Below are 18,605 nucleotides of genomic sequence, written 5' to 3' on the forward strand. Positions count from 1 at the left end.
GCTCACGCAATCTTTGCTGGCGCTCTGCAGGCCGATCGCCGACAGACGGCAGCCTCGCGAGCTGAGGAAGAAGGCCTGGCCTTTTTGGGAAACACAGTATCGCCTTCAACCGCCAGACGGGACACCGCATCAAGTACGTGAAGGTCGATGCCGACACCGGCGACGAGGTGCCGAACGAAGACATCGCCGGGGTTACGCGCTCGAGAAGGGTCAGTACATCTAGGTCTCGAAAGAGGAGCTCGAGGAGATCGCGCTCGAATCGACACGTACCATCGAGATCGACGAGTTCGTCGACCGGCCCGACATCGATCCCCGCTACCTGATCCGCCCCTACTGCCAGCGCCCGGACGGCTAGGTCGGCCACGACGCCTTGGCCGTGATCCGTGAGAACATTCGAGAGATGGACAAGGTCGCCATCGGTCGGGTGGTGCTGACCAACCGCGAGCATATCATTGCGCTCGAGCCGATGGACAAAGGCCTTGTCGGCACTCTGCTGCGCTACCCTATGGCGTGCGCAGCGAGCTGGAATGCTTCGACGAGATCCGTCGAGGACTTGCCCCTCCAGGGCGGCGGCCACGAATTCCGGCGGCTGAGCGCTAGCATAACCGCTCATTAGGTTTGCGGCATGACCCAGCTTGAGCCGGATCCCATCGCTGCCATTTTCGCGCGGATCGAGGGCGACGCCTATGCCGAGTTCTTGTCCGACGTCAGCGAAAACGGCGTGCGCGAAGCGGTCGGCGTGTTCAAGAGAAATATCCTCGACGGCCGCAATCGCTGTCGCGCCGCCGTCGAGACCGGCGCCGATTGCCCGACGCGCAACTATTACGGTGACGATCCGCTGGGATACGTCATCAGCCTGAATTTGAAGCGTCGACACCGACAACGATCCGAGATCGAGATGTTGCTCTCTCTCGGAGAGATTTAATCGCGTTAGGGCTTCTTCTCGAATTCGAGCGGGCCCACGTCCCGTTCGGCAGCCCAATTTTCAACCCTCTGGTCTACGTCATCCTCCGCATGAGCTGAATCTGCCACGTCATAGACTGTGAGCACTCCGTCCCACTGCGCCCGCCGAGAGCCAGCGCGCGATGTGTGCGGCGCGGGCAGCCGAACAGTTCAGGCAGCGACAGGGGACGGCCGCGCAGAGCAAGGCGGCGGTGGCACGGTGGGACGGCGAGGTGGAAATCAGACGCCTCCACGCGGATACGTCCCTGTCATATGATGGTAGTGCTGAAATGGTCGAGCAGCTTCGGGCAGGCGCAACGATCACCGCGTTTCCAACTCCTATGGTCGCCACCTGGCGATAGCTTCTTCGTCAGCTTACCGACAGGTAAGTGCTTCAGAGGTTACAACGTATCGTATGGACTAAGTCTACTCAGTCCTGGCAAGGGAGTATGGAATGGATCCTTTTGAGGCAGGACAGATTCTGCGCGCCGATGGGATCTCTTCGAACGAACAAAAGGGGGCAGGAGCGGAGATCCTCCCTGATTCGCTCCAGTATCTCGAGCTCAGCGACAATCAATTGACGAGTCTGCCGGAGGGCTTCCCCGCTATGCTCCATACTTTCGCCGTTAGGGGCAACCAGCTAACCAGCTTACCTGAGGCGCTTCCGCCCGGGCTCGTGCTCCTCCTCGCTAACCATAGCCAGCTAACCAGCCTACCCGAGAACCTACTGACGCATTTGAGCACTGGTGCCGAGTTAGATGTGTCTGGAGATCCGCTGCCGGAGCAGGTGCTGACGAACCTGCATACAGGCTCGATTTCGTGACCACCGCGGTGTACCACCGATTCGGCCCGCCACGCGCGGCGAGCATCAGAACAGCGAGGCAGCCATGGCAAAACCGTTCCCGTCGAAGACCCATATCGGCAACCATATGCTGCATCCGGAAACCCTGATGCTGACCTATGGCTATGATCCGCAATTGTCGGAAGGCGCCATCAAGCCGCCGGTGTTCCTGACCTCGACCTTCGTGTTCAAGACCGCCGAAGACGGCCAGGACTTCTTCGATTACGTCGCCGGCCGGCGTGAGCCGCCAGAAGGCATGGGCGCGGGCCTGGTCTATTCGCGCTTCAACCACCCCAACAGCGAGATCGTCGAGGACAGGCTCGCGGTCTACGAGCGCACCGAGAGCTGTGCGCTGTTCTCCTCGGGCATGGCGGCGATCGCGACCACGATCCTCGCCTTCGTCCGGCCCGGCGACGTCATCCTGCACTCCCAGCCGCTCTATGGCGGCACGGAAACGCTGCTGACGAACACGCTGGCGCGCCTGTCGATCGGCGCGGTCGGCGTTGCCGACGGCATCGATGAGGCCTCCGTCAGGCAGGCCGCGGAGGAGGCGACGGGGAGGGGGCGGGTTTCGATGATCCTGATCGAGACCCCGGCCAATCCGACCAACGGCCTCGTCGACATCGCGATGATCCGCCGCATCGCCGATTCCGTCGGCAAGGCCCAGGGACACACGCCGATCATCGCCTGCGACAACACGCTGCTCGGCCCGGTGTTTCAGCGGCCGATCGAGCACGGCGCGGACCTGTCGCTGTATTCGCTGACGAAGTATGTCGGCGGCCACTCCGACCTGATCGCGGGCGCCGCACTCGGATCGAAGGCGATCATGAAGGGCATCAAGGCGCTGCGCGGCGCCATCGGCACCCAGCTCGATCCGCATTCCTGCTGGATGATCAACCGCTCATTGGAGACGCTGAGCCTGCGCATGGAAAAGGCCGATGCGAATGCGCGCCTGGTCGCGAGCTATCTGCGCGACCACCCCAAGGTCGCCAGGGTTCATTATCTCGGTCATCACGAGCAGGCCTCGCCCTCGGGGCGGGTGTTCGCGAGACAATGCCTGGGCGCGGGATCGACCTTCTCGTTCGACATCGTCGGCGGCAAGGAGGCGGCCGTGAAATTCCTCAATGCGCTGCAGATCCTCAAGCTGGCGGTGAGCCTCGGCGGCACCGAGTCGCTCGCGAGCCTGCCCGCGACCATGACCCATTCCGGCGTTCCCGCCGACATCCGCCAAAAGATCGGCGTGCTCGATTCCACCATCCGGCTGTCGATCGGGATCGAGAACCCGTCGGATCTGATCGCCGACCTCGCCCAGGCCCTGAATGCGGCTTGAGCGGGGGATCAAAGCGGATTGGACGCGCGGCATGCCGACATGATCGCCGCGGCAGCCTCGCTGCTCTGCGCGCCCGAGAGCTGCCGCACGACGCAGATGTAATAGCCCTTGCTGGATGCGTTCAGCAGGGAATCGCCGGCAGGCCCGTCATCTCACTCGGCTTAGAGCCATTTGGAGACGGCGCGACCCGTGGGCCAACGAACGAAACCGACTCCCAATTGTCGCCTGATCCCGTGCCCGACCGCGATCACCGTGCTCCTGCTTTGCATCTGGTTGGAGCAGTTGACCTCGACTCAGTTATGGTCCTCCGCTTCCTTGCAATCACGATGGTTTCGGCCGGCGTTGCCGCCCCCCCTCAGCCTTCGCCGGCTCGAGCGCGATTGGAGCGTCTTTAGCCGCTTCGCGCACCGTGCGCCAGACGTTCTCCGCCGCTAGATCGTGCTTGTCGGCCTCTACAGGGCTTGGTCGGGTTGGCACTAGACCCACCTGCGCCGGTGTGGTGATCGCCCATCGCATCTTGTGGACTTCCCTCTGGCAGTGAACCCCCTTTAAGGACGGGCATTTGCATCGTCCGAATAGGCAGACGGGCTTCCGCTGGCGCGGATGCATGCATGGGAGAGCCACGGCCCGATCTCACTGCCTTGCACAGCGCCTGCTCCGTGCGCTGAGCCGCCGCGGAGTGGCTGGCCTTGAGACTTTAAGCCGCCTGGAAGTGCAATTGTGGAACGGCTGCAACCAGCTTCCTCGTATAGGCTTGCCGAGGCCGTAAAAATACGTCGTCGGCTCCGCCGGCTTCGACGGTCACGCCGTGATTCATGACAAGAACACGGTCGCTCAGGTGGTGCACGACGCCGAGATCATGTGAGATGAATAGATAGCTGACGCGCAAGTGAGACTTGAGATCGCCAAGCAGATCGAGAATTTGCGCCTGGATGGATACATCAAGTGCCGCGACCGGCTCGTCACATACGATGATCTTGGGGCGCGGAGCAATCGCGCGGGCGATCGCAACCCGCTGGCGTTGACCGCCCGACAGTTCGAGTAGCCGCCTGGTTCTGAAGCTTGGTGACAGCCCCACAAGATCGAGCAACTCGCTGACCTCGGATCGTCGACTGGCTCTGTCGAGGGGATCTCCGCGGCGCCTCGCCAAGGCATCATCAATGACGCGCTCGATGCTCCAGCGCGGATCGAATGAACTTAGTGGGTCCTGGTAGATGACCGAGATATCCGATCGCCGCTGGCGGCGCTCTTTCTCAGTCGCTGCAGTCCACGGCGCACCTTCGAGCGTCACCTCTCCCAGGTCTGGCCTTTCGAGCGCGAGCGCCATGCGTGCCACGGTCGTCTTCCCAGACCCTGACTCGCCGACGATACCAAGCGTCTCTCCAGCGCCGAGGCGAAACGAGACATCATTGACAACGGTACGCAGCTTGCCGTCCGGTCCACGAAAGCGCTTGACGAGCCCTTCCGCTTCAAGCAGCGGTCTACTACGCTGTGCGATATCCGATTGGGCCAGCGCTTTGGTCACGTCGCGTTCAGCCGAGATGAAGCGCGGCGCCTTAGAGGACGAAAGACGGCTGCCGCGTGACCGGACGGATGGGATCGCCTTAAGAAGGCTTCTGGTATAATCGTGTCTTGGATTGCCAAAAATCTGTTCTGATGAACCATGCTCGACGATTTCACCGTGTCGCATTACGATGACTTCGTCGGCCATCTGCGATACCACGGCAAGATTGTGGCTGATGAGGATCATGGCCTTCCCGCGTTCGCGGGTCTCGCTGAGCAGATCCAGGATTTGCGCCTGGATCGTAACGTCCAGCGCCGTCGTGGGCTCATCTGCGATCAAGAGAGCTGGATCGAGAGCGATCGCCGTCGCAATCAAGGCTCGTTGTCGTTGTCCGCCTGACAGCTCATGTGGAAGCTGCCGCGCCTTCACCGCCGGCTCGGGCACGCCGACGAGCTTCAGAAGCTCAAGCACCCGTTCTGTCAACTCTGCGCCTGTCCTGATTGCGCGGTGAACAGTCAGGGCTTCACCGATCTCCTTGCCAACCGGTCTTAGCGGATCGAGCGACACCAGTGCGTCCTGTAACACGAAGCCGATACGCTTGCCGCGCAGGGCTCTCCATTCCGTGTCACCCAGGTGACCGATACTCTTCCCTTGAAAAGTCAGGCGGTCAGCTTGGACATGAGAACACGCCCCCGTAAGACCAACCAGCGTCCGGGCCGTAACGCTCTTGCCTGAACCAGATTCACCGACGATCGCAACGCACCGGCCTTCCTCAACCGTAAAAGAGACCCCCTTTACCACAGCTCGCCGCGAATGGGCCGGCCCGAAGGAAACGTTGAGATTTTGTATCGTGAGCAACGGGTCGCTAGCGGGCGGCAGTGTGGCGTCTTGCCGGAAGGAGGCTGCGGGATAGGTCACATTCATGAAAGCTCGATCCTTCCTTCCAAGCGTTGCTGAACGTACTGGCCGATGACAGTCACGGAGAGCGCAAAGGCAGCGATGGCGATACCGGGCATGACCTCGAGCCACCAGGCATAGATCACGTAGTTACGCCCGGCATTGAGCAGCGCGCCCCATTCCGATGAGGGGGGCGCAACTCCCAAGCCTAGAAAGGAAAGACCGGATGCCCAAATGATCGCTTGCCCGACACCGAGCGTGAACATTGTCGCAAGCGGGCTGATTGCGTTGGGGAGAATATGCTTGAACAGGATGCGTCTCGGCGAGTGGCCTAGCGCCTTTGCCGCCTCAACATAACCGGTCGCTTTAACGCTCAGAACCTGCACCCTCACCATCCGCGCATATCCGGGCGATGTTCCAAGGCCGACTGCGATGACCAGCGTCGGGACCGAGGTGCCCAACAACGAAACGAAGAGAAGCGCAAGAAACAGAGTGGGGAGAGCGAACAAGGCGTCGAACAGCCGGCTGAGCACATTGTCGATCCAGCCGCCAGACAGGCCCGCCGTCACGCCGAGTGCAAGCGCGAGGGCAAGGCTGAGCGCAGTCGCACCTAGCCCAATCGAGAGAGACTGACGTGTCCCCGCCACGATGCGGGAATAGAGATCCCGTCCGGACTGGTCCGTCCCCAGCCAATGCGTCAAGGAAGGGGCCTTGAGAGGTGACGTCAGGCTCAGCACTAAAGGATCATGCGTCTGAAGCAGTTTCGGCGCAATCGCCGCGATGAGGAAGAACGCCATAAACAAAGCCGCGACATAGACCCGAACCGGAAACCTACGGGCGCCCGTCAGCACTCTTGCAGTTATGAACGCCTTTGCATGTCCGGCGGAGCTAGTGGCGAAACTCATGCCTCTTTCATCCTGGGATCGACGAGCTGCACCGTGAAATCCACGATCAAGCTGGTAGCGACAAACAGCGCTGCTGAAACCAGAACCACCCCCGAGACGACCGGGACATCCCGTGTCGAGGTTGCTGCAACAAGGACGCCGCCCAGCCCCTGGCGGCCGAAGACCGCTTCGATCAATACCGCGCCGGAGAGCAGCTTCCCTATGATCCAGCCGGAAAGCGTGATCCCCGGCAAGGCAGCATGGCGCAGAGCGTGACGCAAACGGACACTGAAATCTCCCGTGCCGCGCATTCTCGATGATGTGATGAAAGGCTGATCAAGAACCCGTGTGAATTCACTCAGGACCGCTTGACCAAGGAAACCGTAGATTTCCAGGGCCAGGGCCATCGTCGGCAGAACGAGGCCCATGAGCGTGTTGCCGCCGACGACAGGGAACAAGCGAAGCTGGATCGCGAAAACGACCAGCAGGATTGTCCCCAGCCAATAGGGCGGCAGTGTTGCGAGGAAGACCTGAAAGCCGCCTAGCGCCTTGGACCATATGTTGTCACGCCCGGCGAAAAGAACCGTTGTCGTGATCGTGATGATCCAGGCCGTCAACATCGCGGCAAAGGCGAGTGCAATCGTCGGTCCGATCTGGCGCGCAATCAGGTCCGTGACAGGTTGATATTGAACGTAAGACTGCCCAAGATCTCCGTGCATCACGTCCCTTATATACTTTCCGTATTGCGCGATGACGGGTTGATCGAAGCCATATCTGGCGTTGATGGCAAGCAGCTGGTCCCGAGGAATCTCTCCCACGTTTCCGGTATTTGCATTGAAGATGATCTGGGCGCGTTCGCCGGGCATCAGAAACTGCACAAAGAAGGTGAACGTTGCCGCGGCCCAGACCACAATCAGGCCGGACAAGAGCCGCCGCACCAGCCAAAAGCTTCGATTGCCTATCGTCTTCACCGCATTCATTTCTTGCCGGTGAAATATGCGTCCGAGAAAACGGGCTCGCCCACCGACCCGCTGTCGAGCCAGATGTCCTTCACATTATTGGCCAAAGCGAGGGTGACATCCAAAACCGTGTAACTCAGGGACGGCGCGTTCTCGACGATCCGCCGTTCGGCCTGCTGATAAAGCGCGATGCGCTGCTCCTTGTCAGCGGCCTGTTCGGCCTTCTGGATGATGTCCCACAGCGGCAGATCCTGATAGCGGGATGGATTGAAGGGATTGCGCACACCATTCAGGTCCGGCTTGTACGAAATCCGATAGATCTCGGCGCCGGGCGCAACCCAATACAGGGGAACGATCTCATAGTCATTTGGACCAAAATTCTTTCCGGCCCAGAAATCAGCTTGGTTGGTGGGCTGGAGGCGCACGTCGAACCCTGCAGCCTTCGCTTGCTGCTGGATGATCTGCAGGACCTGATCGCCATCCGGAGGCGAAAAGGCGTTGGTGTAGGTGATGCGTATGATCAGCGCTTTGCCGTTCTTAGCTCGGATGCCGTTTGCATCGCGCTCCGTCCAGCCGGCCTCATCGAGCAGCTTGTTCGCCTTCTCGATGTCATAGGAATAGGATTTTGAGAGGTCGCTGACATATTCCGGGGAACTTTGGCTCAAAGCGAAATTGCCCTCATAGGGCAGCGAGCCGAGAAACGCCGCTTGCACGGCAGCACGCCGGTCGGAGGCGTAAGCAAAAGCCTGCCTGACACGCAGGTCGTCGAACGGCGGTCTCTCCGAGTACAATGCAAGCCGAAGCGGCGTTCCGCCCGTGAGGTGACGCACGATCTTGAACCGCGAATTGGCCTCCTGCCAATTGACGGCCGGGATATGATAGACAACGTCGGATTCGCCGGTCAGAAGTGAGCCGTAGCGTATCGTGGGGTCAGCAAGAAAACGCCACTCGATGCCTTCCACATAGGCTGGGCCTTGATGCCTGGCCGTCGCCGGCGCCGAATTATAGTTGGGATTTCGACGGAATATGACGTTCTTGCCGCGATTCCATTTCTCCACGATGAACGGACCTGAACCCACCGGGCTTTCGCAGTTCACGGCCTTGCCGCGCTTCAGCGCCGTCGGCGACAGGATACCTTGCGAGGACTGCGTAAAGACATTCAGCAGCGGCTCGAATGGCGTCTTCAAGGTGATCTTGAGCGTCAGCGGCCCGGTCACCACCGCGGATTCGAAGACGCCCTTGAGATAAGGGCTGGCTGTGGGGTTCTCCAGCTCCGGATTGTCGCTCAGCCATCCATTAATGTTATCGACGACCGCCTGGGCGTCCAGAGGCGTCCCGTCCGTGAATTTGATGTCGGGCTTGATCTGGAAGGTGTAGGTTTTTCGGTCATCCGAAACGCTCCAGGCGGTCGCAAGCCAAGGCAGGATCCTTCCGTCTTCAGCCCTGGCGACCAGATTGTCGCTGAATTGACGCTGCAGGTACCATTGCTGCACCCAGCCACCATAGAGGCACGGCGGTTCCTGGAAGTGACCGTACCGGATGATCCCGCCCGATTGTGGCTTGCCAGCAGAAGCATCTTCCGCCTTCACGGCATCCGCTATGGTAAGGCCAGACATCGCGACGGCGATGATTGCGGCGTGAGACGTCAAACGACGGTTCAGATTTTTGAGAAGAAACGCCGAACGAACGGCAGCCGGCTTAGACATGATAAGCTCCGATTGCGATAAAGGAGAAGCACTCAGGCGGCGGAGACCTGGTCGGTGGGCTCGCCCTGCAGTGGAATGCCGAGGTGCTCGCGCAGCGTTTCGCCTCGATAATCCGAGCGGAACAAGCCGCGCCGCCGGAGAACGGGCACGACATGATCGACGAACGCAGCAGTGCCGTCGGATAGAACATCCGGTATGACGTTGAACCCGTCCACTGCGCCAGCCCGGAACCACTCTTCGAAGGAAGCGGCAATCTGCTCCGGCGATCCAACCAGCACCCGGTGACCGTAAGCAGGCGCCTCGACGATGATCTGGCGGACTGTTTTGCCGGAGCGCACGAGCGCTTCCACAGTGCGATACTGGCCGATGGAAAAAGCCGCGTCCGCATGTCGCGGCAGCCAATTGAGGTCGATTGGTTCGTCGATCTTCAGCCTTTCGGCAGGAATACCGAAACGACTGGCCAGCCCATCAACGGCAACGTCGAAGTTGAGAAGGTCATCAAGTTCCGCCTTGCGCGTGATCGCTTCCTTTTCCGTTCCGCCGACGAACGTGACGACGCCCGGCAGGACGAGGGGCGCCCTTCGTCCATGTTGAGAAGCAAACGACCTGAGGCGATCGGCCTCCCGCAAGGCGATTTCCAAATTGCCTGTCGATGAGAACACGGCATCGGCGCTTCGGGCCGCGAACTGAAGCCCTTGATCCGATCCGCCGGCCTGGAAAATAACCGGCTGCCCCTGCCTTGAGCCCGGATGTGTCAGGGGCCCGCTGATGTCGAAGAACTCGCCGGCATGCCTCGTCGTCCGCAGCCTGCTCGGATCACCAAACCGCCCGGACGCTTGGTCCAGAATAAGGGCGCCTTCTCCCCAGCTATGCCAAAGGGTTCGCACGGCCTCCACGAATTCTTCAGCGCGGCGATAACGGTCATCACGGGATTGCTCGTGGCCGCCGAAGCTCCTCGTCGTATAGACATTGGATGTCGTAACTGCGTTCCAGGCCGCGCGGCCGCCACTGACAACGTCAAGCGACTGGAATCGGCGCGCGAGGTTATAAGGCTCGTTGTACGTGGTGGATGCCGAGCCGATCAGACCGACAAATCTTGTTTCTCGTGCGATGCTGGCAAGCGTAATCGTCGGCTCGATGCCATTGAGGGGTGGGCTTTTGTCGATTGCCGGATTGAGCGCTGGCGTGTCGGCGAGGAAGACCGCGTCGACCTTTCCACGCTCGGCGAGCTTTGCGGCTCGCACGTAATGCTCAATATCGTAGAATGCCCCAGGAGGATTTCCGGGCCACCGCCACGCTGCTGCATGTCCCCCAGCGCCATGCAGGTTCAGGCCAAGGTGAAGCTCACGTCCAAGCGGCGACGTCATCACGCGATATATCCGCCACGGGTAGTGGTAAGCCGGAAGCTCAAAAACGTCATCGCACTCTTCTCAATCTTCGGTAGCCATGAGCGCGTCATGGCGCTTCAACATTGTTGAGGAGCCGACCAGCGTCAACCACGCAGGAAAAATAAGAATGCCTGTTTCAATTCGTGCCGCCGGATAATTGATTTTTGTTGGAAATGCATCACGGCGCGGAACGATAAACTCCGCGACTGACAAACCCCATCTTTCTGGTTTGCAGTCACATCGATGGAGCGATATCGGCGACCAACTCAGAGCCACATACACACATGCGCTGCAAATTTATCGAGGCGTTAGCGACAAGAGCGTCATCTGTACCCTGCGCAAAACGATTGTATCTCAGGCGGATGGCTCCCGGAACAGAAGGGCGCGATCGTGTCGCAATCAGGCTTACGCGTTCTGATGTTTCAGGACTGACGCCGTTCAGAATTGCTGCTCGCCCTCGCCTGGCAAGATGATGGCGCGTCGTGCTCTGAAGTTTCCAGCCGTGGCCACAAGCCGAGCCATCATCGGGGCAAAGAGTTGAAAGGGATCACTGATCGGCTGTCCCGTATCGATCGACCTTGCTCGTTCACGTTTGGGCGGTGCGCCGGAGGCGCATCGCCTTAAGAGAATTGGTACCCGCAGGAGCGTGAGCATAACGACGCCGAAGGCGGCACGCGGGACCGAGTGCAGTCGCGAGACCGGTTAAAAAGGACCCGAGCTCGGGGCAGTGATAGCGACGCCGGAATGCGATGACGGCGGGACCCGAGAGCGAGTGCCTCCGGCGAGCGGCTCAATGCGGATTTGCGTCTCCTTGGTATCAATTTTGCTTTTGTGGTATCGTCTCACTCGTGCGCATGTCTATGCACGGTGTGGGCATGTTCACTGAGAGCCAATTCTTACAGAGGACGACATGGCCAAGAAAGCAAAGAAGGCAAAGAAGACCGCGAAGGCAGCTACCAAGAAGGTGGCAAAGAAGACTTCAAAGAAAAAGAAGTAGTCATATCGGACTGATCTATTGCCGCCTCCGGGTCGAAACCCGGATGAGAAGCGAGACCTCCCAAAGGATATGAAGCGTCCTTTGCAGCCGTTTGGTATCGCGGCAAGCTGAGATAAGGCCGGACCTTTGTGCAGGTGGCTGCTGCATAAAGGTCTGGTTTTTCGTTTCTGCCCCGCGAGGGCGTGATCTGGTCGTGCGCAAGGGATCGAAGCCGCATGGCCGAGACGCTGCGCGGCTCGGTTCACGAGAGCCCGGTGCGGGCGACAGCCGCACGCGCAAAACGACAAGGAGCAACTAACTGAGCTCGGACGTCTGAAGTGTCGGAAAACGGTTTCTCTAGTTCGTTCTTGCCCACCCTAGCACCTCGCCAAGCTGAATATTCCGCCTTCGAAAAACCACGAGATCCCACGATCTCGAATCCCAGTCGTGTGTTAGCGATGGGGAACGTCTGCGGGACTAAACGATTCGTCTCAGCGTGGGAGAACCTTTCAATGCTGATGACCAAGCAGAGACGGCCGGCGATCCGCACCCTGCGCGGTTGGGCGATCAACGTGCTGAACGAAGCCGGCGCCATCCGCGAGTGCGAGGAGCACGGTTGGATGCAGGACCGCGCCGATCCGCATGCACGAGAGCGCGCCTTCGATATCGCCCATCAGGACCCGCCAGCAGACGTATCCCGTGACGCAGCGGAGGCCGCGGTTCGCGACCTGCTGGACTCGATTGGTGATACCTGCCCAGAATGCCCCCCTGACGAGGAGGACCGACGCTAAGCACCGATGCCAATCCGTCTCCTACTCAGCGGCCTAGCCGCCTTTCCACGCGCTTCCGCGTATTGCCGACCTTTTTGACAGCCTTCTTCACCGCCGGCGCCGACTTACCTGTCTTCTTCGCCTCGTACCGCACTTCGTAGTCCTGCCCGCCGGCCACCCGTGCCCGGTCCTGCTTGCGTCCGCGGGACGTCTTCGACTTTTTCGCTGCCGCCATGGATACCTCCTGTTCGTGGCGTCGAGGCAGCGCAACAAGGATTCGCCGGTTCCGGAACGATTCGAACTGTGCCAATTTGAATCGCCTGTAGCGTGGAGTTCTTCAGTGGCGTTTCAGCGTAAAAAGCCGGCGGCTATCGGCGTCAAAACGCCCTTCCCCGGCTTCATCGACCCGGCCTTGGCCACCTCGATCGAGAAGGTGCCGTCCGGAGAGCGCTGGATTCACGAAATCAAGTTCGACGGCTACCGTGTTCAGGTCCATCTGGCCAACGAGACGGCGAAGATCTTCACCCGGCGCGGCCACGATTGGACGCATCGCTTCAAGAAGGTCGCTCATGACGCCTGGCGGATCAAGGCGAACTCGGCGGTGGTGGACGGCGAGATCGTGGTACCGGCCGCCGACGGCACGACTGACTTCTCGGTCCTGCAGAACGAGCTCAAGGGCAAATCGAAGAGCATCGTGCTCGTCGCGTTCGATCTGCTCTATCTGAACGGCCGAGATATCCGGAAGCTACCGCTCTTTCAGCGCAAAGCCGAACTCAAGAAGATCCTAGGCGGCACCGACATCCAGTTCAGCGAAAGCTTCGAGATAGATGGCCGCGAGATGTTCGCGCACGCCTGCAAGCTCGGCCTCGAAGGCGTCGTTTCGAAGGTCCGGGGCAGCGCCTATCCGGCGGGACGCACGAATGATTGGGTCAAAAAGACCTGCGTACAGCGTGAGACGCTGACGATTGCCGGCTTCGCACTCGATGGGACGAAGTGGGACGGAATCTACGTCGGCCGGCGCAGGGGCGACGATCTGGTCTATGCCGGCAAAGTCGACCACGGCTTCGACAAGGTCTCGGCCGCCGATCTGCAGAAGCGGCTTAAACCCCTCATCCGAAAGACCCAGCCTTATACCAAGCGCATTGGTCACAAGGGCATCTGGATCGAACCCAAGCTTCTGGCCGAGATCGAGTATCGCGCGAAGTCGGCCGAGGGAAAGGTTCGCCACCCGTTTTTTAGGGGGCTTCGGGAGGATCTGTAATGGATGCCTTTGACCGCTTCTGGCAGTGGGCGAACAAGCCCGCGGAAAGTCCGCTGACGATTCCGGCCGAGCTGCATCAAGCGGTCATGGAGCTCGCTCCCGAGGACCGAGCGGAACGCACCACGGTGAACCGAGCCGCAGCGCGCTCACCAGACCCCGAACGATGATCGCTTGACGGCAACCCTTTGCCTTCCCTCGGTGCCGCCGAGCAAGAACTGCCAAGAAACTAACTCCGTGCGCGCCGCAGCGCAGCTTCCAATCGCTCCCTCTCCTTATTCCAGCGATCGTCTTCGGTTTGCGATCTCTTCGCGAGAGCCTCAAACCTCGGCCTGGATGGCGGCAGCCCGCTTCGCGTGCTCCTGCTCCGCCTTGTCCAGCGCAGCCTGCGCCTTGTCGACCGCCTGCTGACGGCGCTCACGTTCTCTCTGCCTGGCGGCCTCCTCCCTCGCCCGTTCACTCTCCTGGCGCCTCTCCTCCCGTTCGTAGGCAAGCGCAGCCTTCCGCTCGGCCGTCTTGTCGACGGGACGTGAGGAAGGCTTCTTCGCAATTTGGCCCTTCGATTTGCGCGGGGCGTTCGTCGTTCTTCTGTCCCCGCCGTGATCGGAGGGCAGTTCAGCTTGCTCGCTGAAGGATCGGTTGGATCCGACCGGGCGCCTGAGAACGACGCCCGGCTTCTTCATGGCCGCAGCGATGACGTCCGGATCGTCGCTTTCCTTCGCCGCGCCTTGGTGGAAGAGATTGCTGTCGGCGCCCCAGGCTTCGAGGGCCGCTTTCATGGAGGAGGAAGGCGGCGATCGCCAGATCGAAGAAGCCCAAAGAAGTCTGGTAGGTTTTGAGTTTTCTCGCCATCGGTCCGGTCCGCCCTCCTCAATCGAGCGTCAACGTCACGCATGCCACGGAGCCTGCGGAACAAGACGCGGCCCCGAAGCGTTCCCTAATCCTTGAAGGACGTCCATGCATTTCGCAACGTGCTCTTAAGGATTGGCCTCGAATGAGCCGGACGTCGACCCTGCCCAAGCGCCTGCAGCCGATGCTCGCAACGCTCACCGACGCGCCGTTCGACGATCCCGGCTGGGTTTTCGAGGACAAGTATGACGGCTTCCGGATGATCGCGGAAATCCGGCGAGGCAAGGTTGCGCTCTACAGCCGAAATGGCAAGATCATCAGCCGCAGCTATATCGAGGTCGCCAAAGCACTTGAGGGCGTGAAGGGCGATGCCGTGATCGACGGGGAGCTCGTCGCGATCGGAAAGGACGGCGTCTCGCATTTCCAGTTGCTTCAAAACGCGCTGCGCCATGAGGCGAAGCTCCTGTATTGCGCCTTCGACCTCATGTTCGCAGACGGTGAGGACCTGCGTGCGCTGCCGCTCCTCGAGCGCAAGAAGCGGCTCAAGGCCATCCTTCCGCGCCACAAGCTCGTCGCGTTCAGCAACCACCGCAAAGGCAAGGGAACGAAGTTCTTCGCAGATGCCGAGCGGAGACATCTCGAAGGCATCATGGCCAAGCGCGCCGATAGCCCGTACACGTCCGGACGCCGGACCGCCGACTGGCTGAAGGTGAAGACCGCGCAGCGGCAAGAGGTCGTGATCGCCGGCTTCACGGCGCCGAGGCGAACCCGGCCTTTCTTCGGCGCTCTCGTCCTCGCGGTACGCGAAGGGGATGCATGGCGGTACATAGGCCACGTTGGCACCGGCTTCAGCCACCAAGTTCTCGAAGAGCTTCACGGCAAGCTCATGAAGCTCAAAACCGCCAAGTCACCGTTCCCTGCCAAGGTGAAGGATGAGCAGGTCACGACCTGGGTGCGTCCTGCGTTGGTCGCAGAAGTGAAGTTCGCGGAGTGGACCAGCAACGGCGAGCTGCGCCAGCCGGTCTATCTCGGGCTGCGGTCCGACAAAAACGCGAAGGACGTCGTACGCGAAAAGAGCTGGCCGCGAAAATAGCGCCGCCGAGACGAAGCGTAGACCTGTTCAGCCGGCGTCGCGCTCAGATGCCGAAGGCCATGGCGGCAAGGGCGGCAACCCGAGAGCCTTACGTACCGGTCCGAACGACCGCCGGTGAGCTGCGCATGCGCCAAGCCTGGCGAGCGCTTCATAATGAGCCGGCACCGGGTAGCCCTTGTGATCCGCGAAGCCATAGCCGGGGTGTCGCACGTCGAGCGTCCGCATGACGGCATCGCGCTCGACTTTCGCGAGGATGGAGGCGGCCGCGATGCTGGCGGACTTGGCGTCGCCTTTGATGATTGCCTGCTGAGGGATGTCGATTTCCTTCAGCCGTTTCGCATCGATCAGCAAGTGTTGCGGCGTCAATCCCAGCCCCCGGACCGCACGCTGCATAGCCTGAATGCCCGCCCAATAGATGTTGATCGCGTCGATCTCCTCGACCTCGACGAACGCCACAGACCAACACTCCGCCTTTTCCATGATCTCCTTCGCGAGTTCTTCGCGAGCCGCGGCGTCGAGTTTTTTCGAGTCGTCGATTCCGACTATCCGCGTGCCCGGTTTCAGGATCACGGCGCCAGCAGAGACCGGCCCGGCGAGAGGGCTCATTCCAGCCTCGTCCACGCCTGCCACGGCGTGATGGCCTGTTTCCCACAGAGAGGTCTCGAAGCGGAGCATCTTGCGGAGGCGCTGCCCTTCCGACCTATTTTCGAAGCGGCGTTTATCGATTGAAGCCAGGATGGCACGCGCTCCGGCGCGGGTGTCGGCCCGCAAGATCTGCTCGACGCCGGCCTCGAGCGGTCTTTTCTCGACGACATAGCGCTGACGCAATACATCGAGTGAGTACTGGGACATTAAGGCCTTCGTGAAGATTGACTGTTGGGGAGCATGTCAGTGAACTTTATGGCGATTGTCTGAAGTAGCTATACCGCCTCACCGACCGCGCAACGCCCTCTCAAAAGGAACCCGGCCAGCTCTCCCGCGCGGGTTCGGCCTTCATTTCCTCGCTACATTGTCGCTCGCCGGCTCGGTAGAAGGACCCGTGCTCAGTCGCCGTCCCGAGTAGATCGGGGCCGGCATGGCCGCAAACAAGGTAACGGCGGTACGCTTGGGACTGGGGAGGCAAATCGACAGTCCGGGACTATCAAACGCTGCTCCCATTTGGCGGATTTTTCTTCCCTCAGTCGCTACCTCAAGAGGCGTTTGCTCTTGCCCGTTCGCGCGCCTCGCGCCGACGTTCACGTCTTTCGCGCCGTCGCTTGGCACGATCGGCGGGCTGCCGCAGCGGAGGAACAGGCGCCGGCGAGGTCGCACTCGTCTCCAGAACTGGAGGCGCCTCGGCCCTTTCCAGGGCCGTTGGCCGCGCTTCCATCAATTCGAGCAACGCCCGTCCTTTGGACGTGATCTTCCATCCTCCGCTGATCCGTTCGACCAATCCTTGTGAGAAGATGTCGAGGTCGGGCACTCTGGCCGCGAGGCGCCTGGTCCGGTCCGCCCAGTCGCGGCCACTCGTCGCCAGGATGGCCATATCCCTCTTGAGGTCCTCCATCACGGCAAAGCCGTCCGGATAGGCTACCAAAATCTTCAGGACGGTGACCTGGAAGTTCACGCCGGCCCCCGCGATCAGCGCCACATTGTCGGCGCATGCGAGAGGGCGTCGCGACCAATCTGTTTGAGACCTTCGGGAGAGATCTCGCCTCTCGTCGCAGCCTCTAGGATTTTCGACGCGACGTGGGTACGTGCCCCGATCTCGCGGTGCGAGACGCTTTCACAGACTTCATCGAGAACCGCGCGCAAAAGCGCGGTGGTTGCCGTGTCGAACATAAGCTGCCCCCTAAAGGGAAAATCTAATCCTAGCGCAGTTTCGCCCGCTTGGGGATTCAAGCATGTTAAACTTTGCGGACGGTGCACTGCACCCATAGCTGCGTCTCGGCCCCCAATGGATCGGCTCGCTGGCCGAAGCCCCCAAAACCGAACTGATTAGGCTGAAAGACTACGCTGCCCAAACACTCTCCCCAGCGCAAATCACGCAACTTGATAAACTTCCGCAGTGGCGCGGCCTGCAGCGCGCAAAGTGTCCCCTCTCATTGCAAATCGCGAGGTCGACGGCTCTATGCGCCGTTGGTTCGGCCTCGCGGCTGTCGCCTTTCTGCCGGTCAGCGCGATAGTCTCACGCGACCTCGTCGAGATGGGATTTACCATCCGCCAGGGCCTGCGCGGATGACGAAGGAGTGACCGTCTGGCGTGACTGGTGCTTCACGATAGTCTAGGCCGACTTTCGCTGCGGCTTTGCAGCCGGCTTCTTGGCCGCGCCCTCCTTCGCCGTTTTTTTGCCGGTGATCGGCATCAGCATTTCCTTCTGCCCAGCCGCTGCCTTGCGCGGCTTCTTGGCCCTCTTCTTCGGAGCCTCTGTCGGGCTCGTCGCGTCCCGTCCGATGCTCTTGCGCAGCGCGTCCATCAAGTCCACGACGTTCTCACCTCGAGGACGCTCTTTCGCTCTAATGGGTTTGCCGGCGCGCTTCTGGTTGATCAGATCGATGAGGGCGGTTTCGTACTGGTCTTCGAACTTGTCCGGCTCAAAATGGCCCGCCTTTTGATTGACGATGTGCTTCGCGAGATCAAGCATGTCCTTGGTAACTTTGACATCCTGAATGTCATCGAAATACTCATCCGCGGAACGGACTTCGTAGGGATAGCGCAGCAGCGTGCCCATCAGCCCCTTATCGAGCGGCTCGAGCGCGATGATATGCTCGCGATTGGTCAGCACCACACGGCCGATTGCGACCTTGTTCATCTCGCGGATGGTTTCCCGAATGACGGCGAAGGCATCGTGCCCGACTTTACCGTCAGGACGCAGGTAGTAGGGGCGAATGAGATAGCGCGGATCGATCTCGCTGCGGTCGACGAACTCGTCGATCTCGATGGTGCGCGTCGATTCCAGCGCGACGTTCTCAAGCTCCTCCTTGGTCACCTCGATGAAGGTATCGGTATCAACCTTGTAGCCCTTGACGATGTCCTCGTTGTCGACCTCCTCGCCGGTGTCGGCGTCGACCTTGGCGTACTTGATCCGATGGCCGGTCTTTCGGTTCAGCTGGTTGAATGAGACCTTTTCGGATTCCGACGTGGCTGGATAGAGCGCGACCGGACAAGTGACGAGGGAGAGACGAAGGAAGCCTTTCCAGTTGGCGCGTGGGGCCATCGCGGGGGAACT

The 18,605-nt window shown here is 60.6% G+C and carries 18 protein-coding genes and 3 pseudogenes; 9 read left to right on the forward strand and 12 right to left on the reverse strand.

From position 1 onward, the window contains the following. Positions 1 to 107 precede the first annotated feature (107 nt). The 5 genes and pseudogenes from I6F20_RS27360 to I6F20_RS27380 all read left to right on the forward strand — a co-directional run. Positions 108 to 546: pseudogene (locus I6F20_RS27360) on the forward strand (Ku protein); the annotation flags it as partial. A 79-nt stretch (positions 547 to 625) separates the two neighbouring features. Then, complete coding sequence (locus I6F20_RS27365; protein WP_225128638.1) at positions 626 to 925, forward strand: ParB N-terminal domain-containing protein; 300 nt, start codon at positions 626 to 628, stop codon at positions 923 to 925. Positions 926 to 1,396: 471 nt separating this feature from the next. Continuing rightward, on the forward strand, positions 1,397 to 1,765 hold the full coding sequence (locus I6F20_RS27370) for a hypothetical protein (protein ID WP_225128641.1): 369 nt from the start codon (positions 1,397 to 1,399) through the stop codon (positions 1,763 to 1,765). A gap of 64 nt (positions 1,766 to 1,829) precedes the next feature. Continuing rightward, positions 1,830 to 3,113, forward strand: a complete 1,284-nt coding sequence (locus I6F20_RS27375) for a cystathionine gamma-synthase family protein (protein ID WP_225128643.1) — start codon at positions 1,830 to 1,832, stop codon at positions 3,111 to 3,113. Between the two features lie 225 nt (positions 3,114 to 3,338). Beyond that, a pseudogene (locus I6F20_RS27380) lies at positions 3,339 to 3,548 on the forward strand (nickel/cobalt efflux protein RcnA); the annotation flags it as partial. Positions 3,549 to 3,810: 262 nt separating this feature from the next. On the opposite strand, the gene I6F20_RS27385 reads toward I6F20_RS27380, so the two are convergent. The 6 genes from I6F20_RS27385 to I6F20_RS27410 form a co-directional block, all read right to left on the reverse strand. Beyond that, positions 3,811 to 5,541: a dipeptide ABC transporter ATP-binding protein gene (locus I6F20_RS27385; protein WP_225128644.1), complete on the reverse strand. Its 1,731-nt coding sequence runs from the start codon at positions 5,539 to 5,541 to the stop codon at positions 3,811 to 3,813. Further along, the gene (locus I6F20_RS27390) at positions 5,538 to 6,419 is read right to left on the reverse strand and encodes an ABC transporter permease (RefSeq protein WP_225128645.1); all 882 of its coding nucleotides are present in this window, start codon (positions 6,417 to 6,419) and stop codon (positions 5,538 to 5,540) included. Before I6F20_RS27390 ends, I6F20_RS27385 begins: the two co-directional genes overlap by 4 nt. After that, positions 6,416 to 7,378, reverse strand: coding sequence for an ABC transporter permease (locus tag I6F20_RS27395; protein ID WP_225128646.1), 963 nt, complete (start codon positions 7,376 to 7,378; stop codon positions 6,416 to 6,418). Before I6F20_RS27395 ends, I6F20_RS27390 begins: the two co-directional genes overlap by 4 nt. After that, on the reverse strand, positions 7,375 to 9,063 hold the full coding sequence (locus I6F20_RS27400; RefSeq protein WP_225128647.1) for an ABC transporter substrate-binding protein: 1,689 nt from the start codon (positions 9,061 to 9,063) through the stop codon (positions 7,375 to 7,377). The genes I6F20_RS27395 and I6F20_RS27400 overlap by 4 nt, the downstream gene beginning before the upstream one ends. A gap of 32 nt (positions 9,064 to 9,095) precedes the next feature. Then, positions 9,096 to 10,430 (reverse strand): NtaA/DmoA family FMN-dependent monooxygenase, encoded by a 1,335-nt coding sequence (locus tag I6F20_RS27405; protein ID WP_225128648.1) that lies wholly within the window; start codon positions 10,428 to 10,430, stop codon positions 9,096 to 9,098. 63 nt (positions 10,431 to 10,493) lie between these two features. Continuing rightward, a complete protein-coding gene (locus I6F20_RS27410) occupies positions 10,494 to 10,664 on the reverse strand; it encodes a hypothetical protein (protein WP_225128649.1) in 171 nt (56 codons plus the stop codon). Positions 10,665 to 11,939: 1,275 nt separating this feature from the next. Between I6F20_RS27410 and I6F20_RS27415 the strand changes: the two genes are divergently transcribed. After that, complete coding sequence (locus I6F20_RS27415) at positions 11,940 to 12,218, forward strand: hypothetical protein (RefSeq protein ID WP_225128650.1); 279 nt, start codon at positions 11,940 to 11,942, stop codon at positions 12,216 to 12,218. Positions 12,219 to 12,243: 25 nt separating this feature from the next. Here I6F20_RS27415 and I6F20_RS27420 read toward each other — a convergent pair whose 3' ends face one another. Continuing rightward, positions 12,244 to 12,432, reverse strand: a complete 189-nt coding sequence (locus tag I6F20_RS27420) for a DUF3606 domain-containing protein (protein WP_225128651.1) — start codon at positions 12,430 to 12,432, stop codon at positions 12,244 to 12,246. A 105-nt stretch (positions 12,433 to 12,537) separates the two neighbouring features. On the opposite strand from I6F20_RS27420, the gene ligD (I6F20_RS27425) reads away from it, so the two are divergent. Together ligD (I6F20_RS27425) and I6F20_RS27430 are read left to right on the forward strand one after the other, a co-directional pair. Next, on the forward strand, positions 12,538 to 13,458 hold the full coding sequence (gene ligD, locus I6F20_RS27425) for a non-homologous end-joining DNA ligase (protein ID WP_225128793.1): 921 nt from the start codon (positions 12,538 to 12,540) through the stop codon (positions 13,456 to 13,458). Then, a complete protein-coding gene (locus I6F20_RS27430) occupies positions 13,458 to 13,625 on the forward strand; it encodes a hypothetical protein (RefSeq protein WP_225128652.1) in 168 nt (55 codons plus the stop codon). The genes ligD (I6F20_RS27425) and I6F20_RS27430 overlap by 1 nt, the downstream gene beginning before the upstream one ends. Before the next feature lie 59 nt (positions 13,626 to 13,684). Here the strand turns inward: I6F20_RS27430 and I6F20_RS27435 are convergent. Then, positions 13,685 to 14,307: pseudogene (locus I6F20_RS27435) on the reverse strand (cell envelope biogenesis protein TolA). 142 nt (positions 14,308 to 14,449) lie between these two features. On the opposite strand from I6F20_RS27435, the gene ligD (I6F20_RS27440) reads away from it, so the two are divergent. After that, positions 14,450 to 15,397, forward strand: coding sequence for a non-homologous end-joining DNA ligase (gene ligD, locus I6F20_RS27440; protein ID WP_225128795.1), 948 nt, complete (start codon positions 14,450 to 14,452; stop codon positions 15,395 to 15,397). Positions 15,398 to 15,424: 27 nt separating this feature from the next. Here ligD (I6F20_RS27440) and rnhB read toward each other — a convergent pair whose 3' ends face one another. From rnhB to ku, 4 genes are all read right to left on the reverse strand, one after another. Further along, the gene (gene rnhB / locus I6F20_RS27445; protein ID WP_225128654.1) at positions 15,425 to 16,249 is read right to left on the reverse strand and encodes a ribonuclease HII; all 825 of its coding nucleotides are present in this window, start codon (positions 16,247 to 16,249) and stop codon (positions 15,425 to 15,427) included. 337 nt (positions 16,250 to 16,586) lie between these two features. After that, positions 16,587 to 17,003 carry a hypothetical protein gene (locus I6F20_RS27450; RefSeq protein WP_225128655.1) on the reverse strand — a complete coding sequence of 139 codons (417 nt, stop codon included), beginning with the start codon at positions 17,001 to 17,003 and terminating at the stop codon, positions 16,587 to 16,589. A gap of 14 nt (positions 17,004 to 17,017) precedes the next feature. Beyond that, positions 17,018 to 17,218 carry a hypothetical protein gene (locus I6F20_RS27455; RefSeq protein ID WP_092220504.1) on the reverse strand — a complete coding sequence of 67 codons (201 nt, stop codon included), beginning with the start codon at positions 17,216 to 17,218 and terminating at the stop codon, positions 17,018 to 17,020. 442 nt (positions 17,219 to 17,660) lie between these two features. Next, positions 17,661 to 18,593, reverse strand: coding sequence for a non-homologous end joining protein Ku (ku, locus tag I6F20_RS27460; RefSeq protein WP_225128656.1), 933 nt, complete (start codon positions 18,591 to 18,593; stop codon positions 17,661 to 17,663). Positions 18,594 to 18,605: the final 12 nt, after the last annotated feature.

Source organism: Bradyrhizobium sp. IC3123, assembly GCF_020193625.1.
Classification (GTDB): domain Bacteria; phylum Pseudomonadota; class Alphaproteobacteria; order Rhizobiales; family Xanthobacteraceae; genus Bradyrhizobium; species Bradyrhizobium yuanmingense.